The sequence below is a fragment of the Rossellomorea sp. NS-SX7 genome, from assembly GCF_052828565.1.
On the sequence record NZ_CM128249.1, the window covers coordinates 16,273 to 31,301 of the forward strand.

13 protein-coding genes are annotated in these 15,029 nt (G+C 42.8%); 12 read left to right on the forward strand and 1 reads right to left on the reverse strand.

Going from position 1 to position 15,029, the window contains the following annotated elements; translation table 11 throughout:
• Positions 1-11 precede the first annotated feature (11 nt).
• The 3 genes from groL to ACUXV2_RS00130 all read left to right on the forward strand — a co-directional run bounded on the left by groL (position 12) and on the right by ACUXV2_RS00130 (position 4,528).
• Positions 12-1,646, forward strand: a complete 1,635-nt coding sequence (groL, locus tag ACUXV2_RS00120; RefSeq protein WP_446245047.1) for a chaperonin GroEL — start codon at positions 12-14, stop codon at positions 1,644-1,646.
• Between the two features lie 210 nt (positions 1,647-1,856).
• The gene (locus ACUXV2_RS00125; protein WP_446245048.1) at positions 1,857-3,554 is read left to right on the forward strand and encodes a transglutaminase domain-containing protein; all 1,698 of its coding nucleotides are present in this window, start codon (positions 1,857-1,859) and stop codon (positions 3,552-3,554) included.
• Between the two features lie 35 nt (positions 3,555-3,589).
• Entirely contained in the window at positions 3,590-4,528 is a 939-nt protein-coding gene (locus ACUXV2_RS00130) for a nucleoside hydrolase (RefSeq protein WP_446245049.1), read from the forward strand.
• 64 nt (positions 4,529-4,592) lie between these two features.
• Here ACUXV2_RS00130 and ACUXV2_RS00135 read toward each other — a convergent pair whose 3' ends face one another.
• On the reverse strand, positions 4,593-4,754 hold the full coding sequence (locus ACUXV2_RS00135; protein WP_446245050.1) for a hypothetical protein: 162 nt from the start codon (positions 4,752-4,754) through the stop codon (positions 4,593-4,595).
• 148 nt (positions 4,755-4,902) lie between these two features.
• On the opposite strand from ACUXV2_RS00135, the gene ACUXV2_RS00140 reads away from it, so the two are divergent.
• The 9 genes from ACUXV2_RS00140 to ACUXV2_RS00180 all read left to right on the forward strand — a co-directional run bounded on the left by ACUXV2_RS00140 (position 4,903) and on the right by ACUXV2_RS00180 (position 15,027).
• The gene (locus ACUXV2_RS00140; protein WP_446245051.1) at positions 4,903-6,108 is read left to right on the forward strand and encodes an alanyl-tRNA editing protein; all 1,206 of its coding nucleotides are present in this window, start codon (positions 4,903-4,905) and stop codon (positions 6,106-6,108) included.
• Positions 6,109-6,756: 648 nt separating this feature from the next.
• Positions 6,757-7,530 (forward strand): Flp pilus assembly protein CpaB, encoded by a 774-nt coding sequence (gene cpaB, locus ACUXV2_RS00145; protein WP_446245052.1) that lies wholly within the window; start codon positions 6,757-6,759, stop codon positions 7,528-7,530.
• A gap of 28 nt (positions 7,531-7,558) precedes the next feature.
• Positions 7,559-8,710: an AAA family ATPase gene (locus ACUXV2_RS00150; RefSeq protein WP_446245053.1), complete on the forward strand. Its 1,152-nt coding sequence runs from the start codon at positions 7,559-7,561 to the stop codon at positions 8,708-8,710.
• Between the two features lie 31 nt (positions 8,711-8,741).
• A complete protein-coding gene (locus ACUXV2_RS00155; RefSeq protein ID WP_446245054.1) occupies positions 8,742-10,124 on the forward strand; it encodes a CpaF family protein in 1,383 nt (460 codons plus the stop codon).
• A complete protein-coding gene (locus ACUXV2_RS00160) occupies positions 10,093-11,025 on the forward strand; it encodes a type II secretion system F family protein (RefSeq protein ID WP_446245055.1) in 933 nt (310 codons plus the stop codon). The genes ACUXV2_RS00155 and ACUXV2_RS00160 overlap by 32 nt, the downstream gene beginning before the upstream one ends.
• Before the next feature lie 3 nt (positions 11,026-11,028).
• Positions 11,029-11,967, forward strand: coding sequence for a type II secretion system F family protein (locus tag ACUXV2_RS00165; protein WP_446245056.1), 939 nt, complete (start codon positions 11,029-11,031; stop codon positions 11,965-11,967).
• A gap of 16 nt (positions 11,968-11,983) precedes the next feature.
• The gene (locus ACUXV2_RS00170; protein ID WP_446245057.1) at positions 11,984-12,211 is read left to right on the forward strand and encodes a hypothetical protein; all 228 of its coding nucleotides are present in this window, start codon (positions 11,984-11,986) and stop codon (positions 12,209-12,211) included.
• Positions 12,212-12,320: 109 nt separating this feature from the next.
• Positions 12,321-13,706, forward strand: a complete 1,386-nt coding sequence (locus ACUXV2_RS00175; protein WP_446245058.1) for a VWA domain-containing protein — start codon at positions 12,321-12,323, stop codon at positions 13,704-13,706.
• A 49-nt stretch (positions 13,707-13,755) separates the two neighbouring features.
• The gene (locus tag ACUXV2_RS00180; RefSeq protein WP_446245059.1) at positions 13,756-15,027 is read left to right on the forward strand and encodes a hypothetical protein; all 1,272 of its coding nucleotides are present in this window, start codon (positions 13,756-13,758) and stop codon (positions 15,025-15,027) included.
• The last annotated feature ends 2 nt before the right edge of the window (positions 15,028-15,029 follow it).

Here is a 15,029-nt window from a genome sequence, read left to right on the forward strand (position 1 = left end):
GGACTTTGAATATGGCTAAGGAAATTAAATTTAGCGAAGAAGCACGCCGTTCCATGCTTCGCGGAGTAGATCAATTAGCAAACGCAGTAAAAGTAACTCTTGGACCAAAAGGACGCAACGTGGTACTTGAGAAGAAATACGGTTCACCGCTTATCACAAATGACGGTGTGACAATTGCGAAAGAAATCGAACTTGAAGATGCATTCGAAAATATGGGTGCTAAACTTGTTGCTGAAGTAGCAAGCAAAACAAACGAAATTGCCGGTGACGGTACAACGACTGCAACGGTTCTTGCACAGGCAATGATCCGCGAAGGTCTTAAAAACGTAACTGCTGGTGCTAACCCAGTCGGCGTACGTAAAGGGATCGAAGCTGCTGTTCAAACAGCTGTTGAAGAATTAAAAGCAATTTCAAAGCCAATTGAAGGAAAAGATTCAATCGCTCAAGTTGCTGCAATCTCTGCTGCTGACGAAGAAGTAGGCCAACTGATCGCTGAAGCAATGGAGCGCGTTGGTAACGATGGTGTCATCACAATCGAAGAATCCAAAGGATTCACAACTGAGCTTGACGTCGTGGAAGGTATGCAATTCGACCGCGGATATGCTTCTCCATACATGGTTACAGACTCTGACAAGATGGAAGCGGTTCTTGAGAATCCATACATCTTGATCACGGATAAGAAAATCGGAAACATCCAGGAAGTACTTCCTGTTCTTGAGCAAGTGGTACAACAAGGCAAGCCATTGTTGATCGTTGCTGAAGATGTTGAAGGTGAAGCACTTGCAACATTAGTTGTGAACAAACTTCGCGGAACATTCAATGCGGTGGCTGTTAAAGCACCTGGATTCGGTGACCGTCGTAAAGCAATGCTTGAAGACCTTGCCATCCTTACTGGCGGTGAAGTCATCACTGAAGATTTAGGCTTAGACCTTAAATCTGCAAACGTGACTCAACTAGGTCGCGCAGCGAAAGTTGTCGTAACAAAAGAAAACACAACAGTTGTAGAAGGTTCTGGAAATCCAGAAAAGATTGCAGCGCGCGTGAACCAAATCCGTGCTCAATTCGAAGAGTCTACTTCTGAATTCGATAAAGAAAAATTACAAGAACGCCTTGCTAAGCTTGCTGGCGGTGTAGCAGTCGTGAAAGTTGGAGCTGCAACTGAAACTGAGCTTAAAGAGCGCAAACTGCGCATCGAAGACGCATTGAACTCTACTCGCGCAGCAGTTGAAGAAGGAATCGTCTCTGGTGGTGGTACTGCCCTTGTGAACGTATACAACAAAGTCGCTTCAATCGAAGCTGACGCAGACGTTGCAACTGGTATCAACATCGTGCTTCGCGCACTTGAAGAGCCAATCCGTCAAATCGCTCACAACGCAGGACTTGAAGGTTCTATCATCGTAGAACGCCTGAAGAAAGAAGAAGTGGGTGTAGGATTCAACGCAGCAACTGGCGAATGGGTGAACATGGTCGAAAAAGGTATCGTTGATCCAACTAAGGTTACTCGTTCTGCACTTCAAAACGCAGCATCCGTTGCAGCAATGTTCTTGACTACTGAAGCAGTAGTAGCGGACATTCCTGAAGAAGGCGGCGGCATGCCGGATATGTCTGGCATGGGCGGCATGGGTGGAATGGGCGGCATGATGTAATAAAGGGGATATCCCTTTAGCATCATTCGCTAATAAAAGGTCTCTCATCTGTATAGATGAGAGACCTTTTTGTTTTTCCAAAAAATACCTCGCAAACAGGTTTACCATAAGAGTTAAAATGGTAAAAAAGCATCAGGAACCAAATTTTGTCTAAACCGTACATAAAAGAAGAGATCATACATAACGGAGAAGAGCCTGGAGGAGAATCCCATGAATGTTAAAAACCCGATTGCTGTCATGATACTTTGCTTCATGGCTAGCATGATGTTCCTGTCAGCCTGCAGCAGTTCTGCTGACTCGGAAGCAAAAAAAGAAGAGAAGAAAGAGGAAGATAAATACGAAAAGCTTGTAAAAGAGAAAAACAGTGAGCTTGAGCTCGAGCCGATCGAGCTGACTTCCTACAGCGAGGAAATCGGTGTGACATTGGATGAACCTTCAAACAAGGAATTCGCAGCGAATGGGGAAGTGGTGATCAAAGGGACGATTGAGAAGCATTACGGTTTAAAATCCGACTACGCCTGGATCAAAGTCCGTTCCAAGGAAGAAGGACCGGCCGGGGATCAGCTTGAGTATTACACGCCGATTGAAGACGGGAAGTTCAAGCAGGCCATTCATTTCTTCAACGGCGAAGGTGAATACAGCGTGAAGGTGCAGCTTCCGAGCAAGGATCAGGAGAACTATTTTTACGATACGGCATCTTTCACCGTCCATAATGTGAATCCTGAGAAGAAGCGGGATGTAACGTATACCCCGTTTGGACGAGACGCCGGTATGGAAGTGAGAGTCGATTCAAGCTACATGAAGGGGAATGAAGTGTTTGTGCTTCAGGGAAAAGCGGGCGAGCTGACAGAAGATGATACCATCATGCTGAAATTAAGGAAGGACAGTGAAACGTGGACGCATGTCATTCCGGTCGAGGATGGCACGTTTTCCTATGATGTCCCTTTATTTTATGGAAAAGGGGTTCATGAACTCGAGGTGCTCGTTCCTGATGAGGAACGTGAGAATTACTATCAGACGGCAACGAGTCTTCTGATTGATAACGAATCCGATCGTACAATGAGTCCGATTGATTATTCCAACACGTACATGGAGCGCGGGGTCACATTGGAATCTCCCCAATACGGAGGCGAGGAATCTGACGGGTTGTATACGGTAAAAGGGACGATTGATCCGAAAGCGGAGTTCGGGCCTGAAACCGACCACATTTATGTGACAACGAAAAAAGGAGAGGATGAGGCACTCGATGTCATTCCAGTGGAGGACTTCACCTTTGACGACTCCTTCTATCTACGTTTCGGTCCGGGTACATATGAAGTGACCTTGAGCGTGCCGGAAATCAAGGAAGAAAACAGTGACTCCTTCAGGTTCTACGGATTTGCCAAGTTTGAAGTGGAGTCGACCGGCGAGGATGAACGTGACCTTCTGCCTTCAAGGGGGGTGGAGTCCGATGATCCAAAGATTGAAGAACTGGCACAGAAGCTGACGGAAGGAAAGAAGACCGACCGTGATAAGGTGAAGGCCATCTATGATTACACAGCCAAAAATGTTAGTTATGATGTAGATAAGCTGGAAAACTCAGAATTTGAATGGGATGACAGCGCGTTGAAGACGCTTGAAGAAAAAACGGGTGTGTGTCAGGACTACGCCTACCTGGCCGTCGCTCTCTTAAGGGCAAGCGATATTGAAGCAAGATTTGTAGAAGGGATGGCACGCGGCGGCTGGTGGCCTCAGCGTCATGCATGGGTTGAAGCGAACGTGGACGGCAAGTGGCTGACGATGGATCCGACGTGGGGGTCCGGCTATATAAAGGACGATAAATTTGTAGCGGATTTCAACGAGAAATATTTCGATCCGGATCCGTCTGAATTTGAAAAAACACATACCCGCAAGGGAGTCGCGTATTAAAGAACATCCAGACTAGCGAAAAGGTGGTAACTTCTATGCAGAACAGTATGAAACGAAAGATCATCCTTGATTGCGATCCCGGACACGACGATGCGATTGCGATCCTGCTTGCAGCAGGAAATGAAGCGATTGATCTCATCGGCATTACGACCGTGGCGGGAAATGCAGAATTGGAGAAGACAACACTGAATGCACTGAAAGTATGTGAGATTGCAGGGATAGTAGATATCCCGGTTCACAAGGGGAGCAGTCAGCCCCTTATCCGCAAACGGGAAACAGCGGCTGATATCCACGGGGACTCCGGCATGGATGGGCCGATACTTCCAGAACCAGAAAAAGAGGCTGAAGATGAACATGCCGTGGATTTCATCATAGGTAAATTGATGGAATCTGACGGGGATATCACGCTTGTCCCGGTCGGCCCCCTGACGAATATCGCCATGGCGATGAGAAGGGAACCGGCCATCCTTTCCAAGATCCAGGAAATCGTTATCATGGGCGGCGGGACGTTCGGCAACTGGACACCGGCAGCAGAATTCAATATTTATGTAGACGCCGATGCGGCCAAGGTGGTATTTGAGAGCGGCGTACCGATCACAATGATGGGGCTGGATTTGACTCATCAGGCACTTGCGGATCATGAAGTCTGCAGCCGCATTGGGGAAATAGGCAATCCGGCTGCGAATTTCGTCAGTGATTTATTGAGCTATTTCCGGAAGACATACTTAGAATTTTTCGGCTTCGAGCATCCGCCTGTCCATGACGTGTGCAGCGTGGCCTACTGTATCGACCCCACCGTCGTGGAGACAAAGAAACTGAGAGTGGATATCGAGACAAAAGGGGAACTAACCTATGGTATGACATTGGTGGATTTGCATGGGGTGACCGGCAGGGAGCCGAATGTTAATGTGGCCCTGAAACTCCATCATGATAAGTTTTGGAATATGCTTGTCGAGACGCTTAAACAATATTAAATAAAAATACATGCAGCCAGCCTTAACGGTTAGCTGCATGTATTTTTTAGTTGAGCACAGGAATTTATGGCTGCCATAGGACGTCGAACAGATCTCTATCGAATAAATTCGTATCGATATTACATGCCTCTGCATCGATACCGTACTGCCAGCCGAGGGCAAGTGAGTTGTCAGGCGCTTCAGGGGCGTCGGCCAGTGTGGTAATGCCCACTCTGCCCAGATTCATATTCCACCTTTTCACGTTGATTTCATAAGGGTTGACCCATTATTTGCACTGGAATTCCTGTTATTTTATGAGGTGAGAGGTGTTTGTATTCGGGCCCTCTGCGGTGGATATGATAAAGTAATAGAAAAAGGAGAGGAAAGGGAATTCTATGACGACGAAGTTATATTACGAAGATGCTTACCTAACAACATTCGAAACGACCATCAACCATCAGGGGCAGGAGGAAGACGGCCGCTGGTATGTCGTAGTGGAACAGACGGCTTTCTACCCGACTGGCGGGGGACAGCCGTTTGATGAAGGAGTCCTTAACGGCATCCCTGTGGTGAATGTAGAAGAGACTGCCGGGGAAATCCGGCATTATATAGAGAGACCTTTCGAAACACTCCCTGGAAAAGCCATGGGAGAAATAGATTGGAACAGACGTTTTGATCATATGCAGCAGCATGCCGGCCAGCATATCCTATCCGCAGCTTTTGCAGAAAATCTCGGATATGAAACGATCAGCTTTCATTTGGGAAAAGAATTCCTGACAATCGATCTGGCTGTTGAAAAGATTACATATGAAGATGCCTGCAAAGCAGAAGAATTGGCCAATCGCTTGATCCGGGAAGGGCGTCCGATCGAAACGAAATGGATGACGGGAGAAGAAGCGGCCGCGTATCCGCTCCGAAAAGAGCTGGCGGTTTCCGATGATGTACGTCTGGTCATCATCCCCGACTTTGACTACAACGGGTGCGGGGGGACGCATCCACGCTCAACATCAGAAGTGGGAGCGATCAAAATACTCGGCTGGGAGAAGCATAAAGGACACATCCGCCTCCAGTTTGTGTGCGGGGACCGGGTCCTCGGACAGCTTCATCAAAAGAATGAAGTGATAAAGGAACTGACAGCCCTGCTTCAATCCCCTCAGGAAAAGATGAAAGAAGCAGCCCATCAGCTGATTGATAAAGTCAAAATCCAAGAAAAGCAAATGGAAGAATTGAAGAAGGAGCTTATGAAGTATGAAGCGAAAGAACTTCAAGGTAAAGCAATCGCACTTCCAAAGGGTGCAAACCTTGTCAAAGGCGCCTGCCAAAATCGTCCCGTCCAGGAGCTTCAACAACTGGCCCGAGAGATCATAGCTGACAATGAAGAAACGGTTGTATTTCTTACAGTCCAAAATGGTGACAAGCTTCAAGTTGTCGGAGCAAAAGGAAAGCAAACCCACCAAAATTTAAAAGATCTCGCTCCAAAAATCTTCGCCATCATCAACGGAAAAGGCGGAGGAAAAGAAGATTTCATTCAGGGTGGAGGAGAGCCCGTTGTTTCACCTGAAGGGTTACTGGACGAAATCGAAACTATTCTAAACGAATAGATAGACTGCAGTGGAATGGTGAAAAGTTTGAGAAAGCAGTACAATTGACCTTGAAAAGCATAGTCTTCAAATGAAATACAACCATCTTAATATATGAAGAGAGCTCCCCGAAAAATGTCGGGGAGCTTTCTTTATGGTATGGGGTATTTTGAAACATATATCCTCACAAATAATTACAATTACCTACTAAATTTAACATTTGTAATAAACCACCTAAAAATTACCACGATGCCAACTTCTTCAGCGGTTGATTTTTTAACATTAAGACTTTGTGTTCGCAACTTAATGCCCATGTAAGCGCATATCAGAAAATGCGGTTCTAGTCCTAAACTAACAGACACAATTCGACAATCCCTGGCACTCATTGACGTTAGTAGCATCCGATGATAATTAATATATAGGAAAAAATCATGAACAAAATATGACAATCAGGTTTTTAAACGTGAAATTAGTGGTAAATAAGAGTTGATTAAATTCCAAAATATTGAAAAGTAATACATTTGTATCATTTATGGGTGGGATTGACATCGAACCTTGATCTGAATCGTAAATACAACTAGAAGGAGGAGAGCGGCTTCCAAGGCACCTTACTATGTAACAACCTAAAAATCTATTAAATGCACTTATAGAAAGAAAGGAACATCGTGAATGCTTGAATCGAAGAGGAAGGCTATTATTTTTATTGTTTTATCCATTTTGTTAGCAGTGACTGCAGGGTTTTTGGTATTGAAAAAAGTTCAGGCACTTAATACCAATCTTGGGACAAGCGTAAAAATTTTCGTGGCAGATAAAGAGATTGCATCCCGCAGCCTCATCACCCCTGATAATGTCAAAACAGAAGAAATTCCCAAGAAGTTTTTAAGAGATTATCACGTTACAAATGTCGACGACTTAGTCAATAAAGTTTCCGTGGTCCCTTTATCAGCAGGTGATATGATTACGAAAAACATTCTGAAACAAGCCTCATCAGTAGTTGATGAAAATAATAGAATAATTACCTTAATGCAAAATGAGCGGGTCTACTTTGATGAACAATTGGAAGCATTGGACCGTGTAGATATCATCGTTTCCCATCGTTTCAATGATAAAGAAGAGACAACGGTTTTCATGAAAGATGTGAAAGTAGCAAGGGTTGCTAAAAACAAAGATAAAGAGTTCAAAGGAGTGCAACTGGAAGTTTCATTGGAAAAAGCTCCTGAACTGATCCACATGCAAAACTATGCCGACAGCCTTCGGATAATCAAGGCCAATGTAGGTAAACAGGAGAAGTCTGAAGTAGGCGAATCAGAAAAAGCAGAAGAGACTAAAGCTGAGCCGCAGCCAGAAAAGAAAGAAGAACCAAAACAGGAAACTCAGCCGAAACAAGAAGATTCAAAGAGTGAGAAGCCTGCAAAACCTGAAGAAAAACCAAAACAAGAATAGACAGTCATAGAGATAACGGAGGGACCTTATGAGTAAGGAAAATCAACTATTCCTCATTGGAGAAGAGAATGAATTAAGGAGTACCTTAATTGAACTTTTGAATACATCTTATGAATTGACGTTTATACCAGAAGACTCCTGGTCTACAGAACTCAGAAAATATGAACCAAGTGTAGTGGTGTTCTACCAGGGGGATGCCAATATACCAGTAACGATCAAAATAAAAGAGCTAAGAAGAGATTTTCCCGATACAGCGGCGGTTTATATACATAAAGAGCAGGATTTCGAACTATTAAGGGAAACCACCCGTGCCGGTGTGGAGGATTTTATCCTCATACCTGAAGAAGAAGCATCGATAAAAGAAAGAATCAACTTTACTCTTCAGAACACTCAAGCAAAGTCCGAAACAGCCGTTTCTTCAGGGAATTATAAACGTGGTAAGGGTCAAATCTTCGCCTTTTACAGTGGCAAAGGAGGAGCCGGTAAAACGCTTTTGAGCACGGCTTTTGCCCAGACGTTGAAACTGGAGTCTACTGCCCAGGTCATTCATATTGACTTTAACCTACAGTACGGCGGTGCTGAAACCTATTTAGGAATTGAGAGTAATCGCTCTTTAATCGATCTCCTTCCTGTCATAAATGAAATAAACGAGCATCACTTAAAGAATATCTCAGAGACCGAGACACATTCAAAGTTAGAAGTGCTCGTCAGTCCGAGGGACGCCGAAATGGCAGAAAAAATGGACGAAGACTTTGTCATAAGGCTTTTGAGGGCATGTAAAAGATGTTATGACTTCATCATCATCGATTTGCCTTCTGCAATGGATGTGAAGACGTACACAGCCCTGGAAGAGGCAGATCGCGTATATTACGTCATGACTCTTGATACGCCCGCAATAAGGGTCCTTAAACATGTTGAAGATTTGCTCAAACGATTGGGGCCTCAAACGCTCGAGCAAATGGAGCTGGTGGTGAATTTTACCGGTCGGGAAAACGAATTAACGAAAAAAGATATTGAAAGATTTATTGACCTGCCTGTAACTGCTGAAATCCGAAGGGATCTTAAAGGTGTACAAGCAGCCATTAATCAGGGAGAGCCGCTGAGGAAAGAAGTAAAAGAGAAGAAACTTACGGCACCTGCAAAAGATATACAAAAATGGGTTACTTCAATGTTGAAATAGAAAATAGATGAATAAAGAAGGAGGTGGATACATGTCACTCTTTCAAAGGAAGCAGGATAAAAAACCCGAGAAAGATTACAACTATGAAGGTGGAAAAACATCCTCATCCAATCCCTATATAGATGAATTGGTTGAACACTATAAGGCCAGACTCCTGACAGAGACGAACCTTGAAGAGTTGACCAGTTTACAATCAGGTGAACGCCGCCTTTCTATCGAACGAGTAGTCAATCAATTCATGGCAGAGGAGAAAGTGGTCATACCAAGCCATGAAAAAGAGTCTATGTTATCAAGATTGATAGACGAAAGTGTAGGTTTCGGTCCTCTAGAAGGATTGTTAAAGGATGAAACCATAACGGAGATTCTCGTAAATGGACCTTCGGAGGTTTTCATTGAGAAAAACGGAAAGCTTCAAAAGTCGGATGTATCGTTCAAGAATGAAGAGCATGTTCGACATATCATTGATCGTGTAGTTGCTCCATTGGGAAGGCGTATCGATGAAAGTTCCCCAATGGTGGATGCAAGATTACCAGATGGAAGCCGTGTCAATGCCGTCATTCCTCCAATAAGTTTAAATGGGACACTTATATCAATCAGGAAATTCAAGAAGACTCCATTTGAGATGGAGGACTTGATGAACTACAACACTTTCACAAATGAGATGGCATTCTTCCTTGAATCCATTGTCAGCGCAAAAATGAATATTCTTGTTTCCGGAGGAACGGGGAGCGGTAAAACAACTCTCTTGAATGCAATGGCAAAATCAATCCCTATTAAAGAGCGGGTCATCACCATTGAAGACTCTGCAGAATTAAGGTTGAACCGTGCAAGTGTGGTTGGGATGGAGGCGCGTCCCGCGAATGTGGAAGGTACGGGGGAAGTATCGATTCGTCAATTGGTGAAAAACGCCCTTCGTATGCGTCCCGACCGAATCATAGTCGGTGAGGTCAGGGGGTCCGAAGCATTCGACATGCTGCAGGCAATGAATACCGGGCACGAGGGATCTATTACAACAGTCCACGCCAATTCACCTTCTGATGCGATAAGCCGTGTAGAAGGAATGGTTGTAATGGCGGGGATGGATCTCCCGACTCATATTATCCGAGAATATATCGTGGGAGCGTTGGACTTTATAGTACAGGCTGAACGTTTATCAGACGGGACAAGGAAAATCATGAATATTTCAGAAGTGTTTGTCAACGATCATAACCAGATTGAAGTACAGGATATTTTTACTTTTGAACGAACTGGTCTTGGTAAGAACGGTGAAGTAATCGGACAATTTACACCAACCGGCATAGTGCCGCGTTGCCTGCACCGACTGAAAATACATGGTATTCAAATGGACGAGACCCTATTCCACAGACGGGAGGGCGCAGATCATGCAGCTATTGACAGTTTCCATACTCTATAGCCTAGCTGTTCTTCTCCTCATATGGGGCCTTTATTTCCTTCTGGGGTACCGGAATCAAAAAAGGGAATGGAAGCAAAAGGTCAATGAGTGGTATCCAGAACAAAAAAGGAAAAGTTCACTTAGCGTCTTGGGAGATCGATTTGATAAGTCAGAAGCGTCACAGCCCCTTGCACTAAAACTGCAAGGTTCAAATATTGCTCTTCTTCCATCGGAATATATAGGGGTCCACATTCTTGGGGCACTGGTCCTTTTTGTTCTCTTGTTTAATATTTTTAAGCTTCCAGGTAATATCACCATTATATTGATCCCAGTCATCCTGTTTGTTTCTCATTATCTATTATTCTATTTACGGAAGAATAAATATGAGGAACGCTTCAATAGCCAGCTTGCAGATATATGCCGGCTGTTGGGAAACGGGGCCAGGTCCGGTCTTACGATAAACCAGGGCATCGAAATGGTGGCAAGAGAGGTTGGAGCACCTGCAGGGGATGAGTTCAAAAGAATTGCAAACGAGCTTAAGCTGGGGGTTCCTCTGGAAACTGCACTGCGGTCCATGCAAAAAAGAAACAAGTCCAGAGAGTTCCAGTTGTTTATCGCGACCATACTCATCCAAAAGAAAACAGGGGGTAACCTGGCGGCAACCCTTGAATCTATGTCCAATACCCTCGAAGATCGGAAAATACTAAATCAAACGATTAAGACTATGACCTCTGAGCAGAGATACATTTCCATCATTGTCCCTGCAATGCCGATTTTCATTGTACTAATGATGAACAATATAATAGAAGGATTTACTGATTCATTAAAAACTGTACCCGGGATGATTATTCTTGCCCTGTTTCTTTCAGGAATCGTACTCTCATTCTTTCTAATTAGAAAAATAACAAATATAAAGGTGTAGCTGATGGATGCCATAATTATTCTATCCATAATCTTATTCTGGATTACTTTCGTCATTGCGATACGTCATTACTCTGTCTATATAAAAGAAAAGAGGATGCTGCTGGAGCATGTGTCTGACGTAACCGATGTAAATGCATTTGATAAGAAAGTTCGAAAGAAAAATAAAACAAGCTTATTTGAAAAGCTAACAAAATATGCCGATGAATTTGCCGATTTGGGCCAAAGAATCAACTTCTTCAGTGAAAATCATGACGTGAAAGAATGGCTCGAGAAATCAGGAAACAAATATGGGCTGACAGTAGAGAGGTTTCAAGGTCTTAAAATTGTGTTGCTATTAATCGGCTTCATTGCAGGGTTTTTATCCTTCGTAATTGGCCTGCCTTTCTCACAATATGCCATTATCTTTAATCCGATTATCGGATATTTCCTGCCCATAATACTGGTAAGAAACCAAGCAAAAAAACGTCAGGAAGCATTGCGACAAGACCTGCCTGATTTCCTGGACACAATCAGTACCAGCTTACAGGCTGGCGTCAGCTTAGACCAAGCTTTAAGGGAGGTGATCCGTTTCTTTGAAGGACCGCTCAAGGAAGAGTTCTCAAGGTTCAATCATGAAATTGATCTGGGAGTACAAAGGGAAACGGCCTATCGGAACTTGCTGAACCGCAATGATAATCCTGAATTCCAGAGTTTAATAAAGTCACTTCTGCAAGGGCTTAAGCTGGGGGTTCCGATTGCAACAACATTTAAGGTTCAAGCAGAAGATATGCGTCAGTTCCGTGAAGAACAAGTAAAGGAGCTCGCAGCAAAAGCTTCTCCTAAAGTTACACTTGTAACCACTTTTGTGGTTGCACCGGTATCGATCCTTATGATTGCGGGACTGATGTTGCTTAATCTTATTTATGGCGAGAACAGTATTTTTAAACTACTAAACTTATAAATGGAGGATATACAAAATGAAAAAAATCTCAGAACTTTATACAAAATGCTCAATCAAGTTAAACGGAATGGTACGTAACGAAAGAGGTTCACAGACTTTAGAGTGGATTGGAATCGCCGCAGTTGTTGTCATTGTAGTGGGAGTTATTTCAACAGCGTTTTCCGGTGATCAACAATTCGGTAAAGATGTAGTAAAGAAGTTTAGCGATATGATTAAACAAATTGGTGGAGGCGGAGGTCAGTAAGTTCGCCATTTGAGGTTAGAAACGAAACTTCATTAACCGAGGAAATAGTGAATTAGACATCCTTTTCCTTGGTGTACATAGTATTTTGCAAAAGTCAGGAGGAAAAAGAATGAAGAAGAACATTGTGGTAATTTTATTTACAGCTCTCCTGGTGTTAACTGGATGTAACGAAGACGAAAATAAAGTAAATAATTCTAATGATCAAAAGACAGCGGAGAATTCTGTTAGTGAAAAGGAAACTGCTGAGGAAGATAATAATGAAAAAGATTCCAATATTGAAGATCTTCCAGCTGTTCCAAGTACATCACAAGGAATTGTAAATCAAACTCCCGGGATCTTTGCCGGAAAGTATGTAGAGGAAGACCCTTGGACAAGTGAAATGCTGGAAAAAATGAAAGGTGCTCCAAATCTTCCGGAAAATGCTACTGATGAAGAGTATGATCAATATTTTCAATATATTTATTCATTAGCTGCAGAAGATTTCCCAGATCCGCAGGAGTTAATCAAGAAATGGGAATATGCTATTTCTGGTACTCCTGAGGCAACGGACCAACGTTTTCAATTTAAAGATAATTATAATATTGAAATTATCCTTGATTCCAGTGGAAGCATGAATAATATGGTTAACGGGAAAACCCAGATGGAGTTAGCTAAGGAAACCATCAATAACTTTTTATCTACTATTCCGGATAAAGCCAATGTCTCATTAAGGGTCTATGGACATAAAGGAACTGGTTCAGACTCCGATAAAGAGTTAAGTTGTTCAAGCATAGAACAGGTATATGGTTTTGAAAAATACAATAGTGAGACATTCAATGAAGCTTTAAATAACTTTTCTCCTAGTGGGTGGACGCCAATCGAAGGAGCATTAAAAGCTTCCAAAGAGGCGTTCTCAAAATATGACGCAAAAAATAATACTAATTTAATTTATTTAGTCAGTGACGGAATTGAAACATGTGATGGGGATCCAGCAGAATTCGCTAAAACTTTGCCTGATTCGAATATTAAACCTATTGTTAATGTTATTGGATTTAATGTCGATGGAGAAGCACAGAAACAGTTGAAAGCCGTGGCGAAAAATAGCGATGGGATGTATACAACTGTGACAAGCGCAGAACAATTGGAAAATGAATTTAATAGAACTAAAGAAGTTCTTGAAAGCTGGAATCAATGGAAAGAAGATGCCCTTTATGATTTGGATGGAAAAAGCACAGATGTGTTTTTTGACATAAGGGATTATTCAATCAACTATGATCAAAAAGCCAGAGCACAGGAAAATAGAATTTGGAAAATAATCCAGATTTCTAATTTGGAAGAGATAATAACGGATGAACAGGAAGAAGAATTATCGAAAAGAAGAGATGAAATGGAAGACTTGGTTACTGAATCATTAAATAAGATTGAAAGTGATTTAGAGAATACTGGAGACAAGAAGATAGATGAGATAGAAAAAGAAATTAATGAAAAGTATAATTCAAACGTCTCTCAAGAATAACAACGATGAGTAAGCATAAAACCTTATAATTAGAAAGGAACTAAGAACGATGTTTGAAAAAATCACAAGTAAGGTTGTTGTTACACTCGCTCTACTCATCGTTCTTTTCCAATCATTTTCTTTTCCAATCTATGCAAGTGCTACAATACAGCCGTGGAAAGGGAACCCTTGGTCTGGACAAGATTGGAAGGGTCAGGATTGGAAAGGTACCCCATGGGATGGGCAAGACCTTCAGTGGGAAGGTGAGTCCTGGGAAGGAAATCCGTGGGAAGGCAAGTCCACGAACGGAAATGATTGGGAAGGAAACGGTACTGAAGGTCAAGGAACGGGCGGACAAGGGACTAACGGACAGTCTTGGGAAGGTTATCAGTGGACAAATGCACCCTGGTATATGGACCCATGGCTAAATAATGGTTGGACACCGAATGGGTTTGAAGGTAATCCTTTTAATGGGAATGGAACGAATGGCAATCCATTTAATGGAGATGGTACTTTAGCAAGTCCGTTTGAAGGGACTCCCACAGACTCAAGTGGAGGTGGCGGATCCGGAGCATTTTCAGGAGATCAGACAGACGTAAAGTTGCCAATGGGTTTTGAGGTTGCAAAGTACATTTCGAATGATGTTATTGGCGGACAAGTGAACTTGGTCAGTGATTTTATGAATTTTGATTTTAATGAAAATCCCGAAGGTTTTGGACCCAAAGGTACTTTCTTCTCCTCTTTAGTTCTAAATGGAGTAAAGGTGGGATTAGGAGATAAAACCCCTTGGTATGTAAATGGGATTGCTGATGCTCAAGATGGTACTTTAAAGACTATGGATGCCCTAAAAGCTGCACATGATTTTAAAGTAATAAAAGATGCTCAAAGATTAGCTGATGGAGTAGATGGGCTAAGAGGGGCAATGCAGGCTGCGCCACAAGGTTTGAAAATGGTCGGTTCAATTTCTAAATTGAATGTTGTTACAGCTGCAGTAGGTGCTGGTTATTCTGCTTTTGAGATAGGGTTTAATGGAGCTAAAGCATATGATGTGTTAAATTCAGATGCTGCAGGTAATCAAAAAGTTTCTGCCGTTGCAGAAGTGACGAGTAATATTGGTGACTTAGCTATGAATGCAGGTGTAATCGCAACTACTATACCGGGTCTTCAAGTATTAGGAGCTGGATTAGTTGTTGGTGGTGCAGCACTTTGGGGCGCTTCAAAATTAACAAAGCTCGTTGCTGATAATTGGTCAGGTGTTAAGAAATTTGCTAAAAATCCAATTAAAAATACCGGAAAAGCGATTGGAAAAGGAATTAGTAAGATCAAAGGCTGGTTTAGTTAATA

Bases quoted from the DNA above. Each gene is read 5' to 3' on its own strand.
- cpaB (WP_446245052.1), top strand. From the start codon at position 6,757: ATGCTTGAATCGAAGAGGAAGGCTATTATTTTTATTGTTTTATCCATT.
- ACUXV2_RS00170 (WP_446245057.1), top strand. From the start codon at position 11,984: ATGAAAAAAATCTCAGAACTTTATACAAAATGCTCAATCAAGTTAAAC.
- ACUXV2_RS00130 (WP_446245049.1), top strand. From the start codon at position 3,590: ATGCAGAACAGTATGAAACGAAAGATCATCCTTGATTGCGATCCCGGA.
- ACUXV2_RS00155 (WP_446245054.1), top strand. From the start codon at position 8,742: ATGTCACTCTTTCAAAGGAAGCAGGATAAAAAACCCGAGAAAGATTAC.
- ACUXV2_RS00150 (WP_446245053.1), top strand. From the start codon at position 7,559: ATGAGTAAGGAAAATCAACTATTCCTCATTGGAGAAGAGAATGAATTA.
- groL (WP_446245047.1), top strand. From the start codon at position 12: ATGGCTAAGGAAATTAAATTTAGCGAAGAAGCACGCCGTTCCATGCTT.
- ACUXV2_RS00135 (WP_446245050.1), bottom strand. From the start codon at position 4,754: ATGAATCTGGGCAGAGTGGGCATTACCACACTGGCCGACGCCCCTGAA.
- ACUXV2_RS00165 (WP_446245056.1), top strand. From the start codon at position 11,029: ATGGATGCCATAATTATTCTATCCATAATCTTATTCTGGATTACTTTC.
- ACUXV2_RS00125 (WP_446245048.1), top strand. From the start codon at position 1,857: ATGAATGTTAAAAACCCGATTGCTGTCATGATACTTTGCTTCATGGCT.
- ACUXV2_RS00180 (WP_446245059.1), top strand. From the start codon at position 13,756: ATGTTTGAAAAAATCACAAGTAAGGTTGTTGTTACACTCGCTCTACTC.
- ACUXV2_RS00160 (WP_446245055.1), top strand. From the start codon at position 10,093: ATGCAGCTATTGACAGTTTCCATACTCTATAGCCTAGCTGTTCTTCTC.
- ACUXV2_RS00175 (WP_446245058.1), top strand. From the start codon at position 12,321: ATGAAGAAGAACATTGTGGTAATTTTATTTACAGCTCTCCTGGTGTTA.
- ACUXV2_RS00140 (WP_446245051.1), top strand. From the start codon at position 4,903: ATGACGACGAAGTTATATTACGAAGATGCTTACCTAACAACATTCGAA.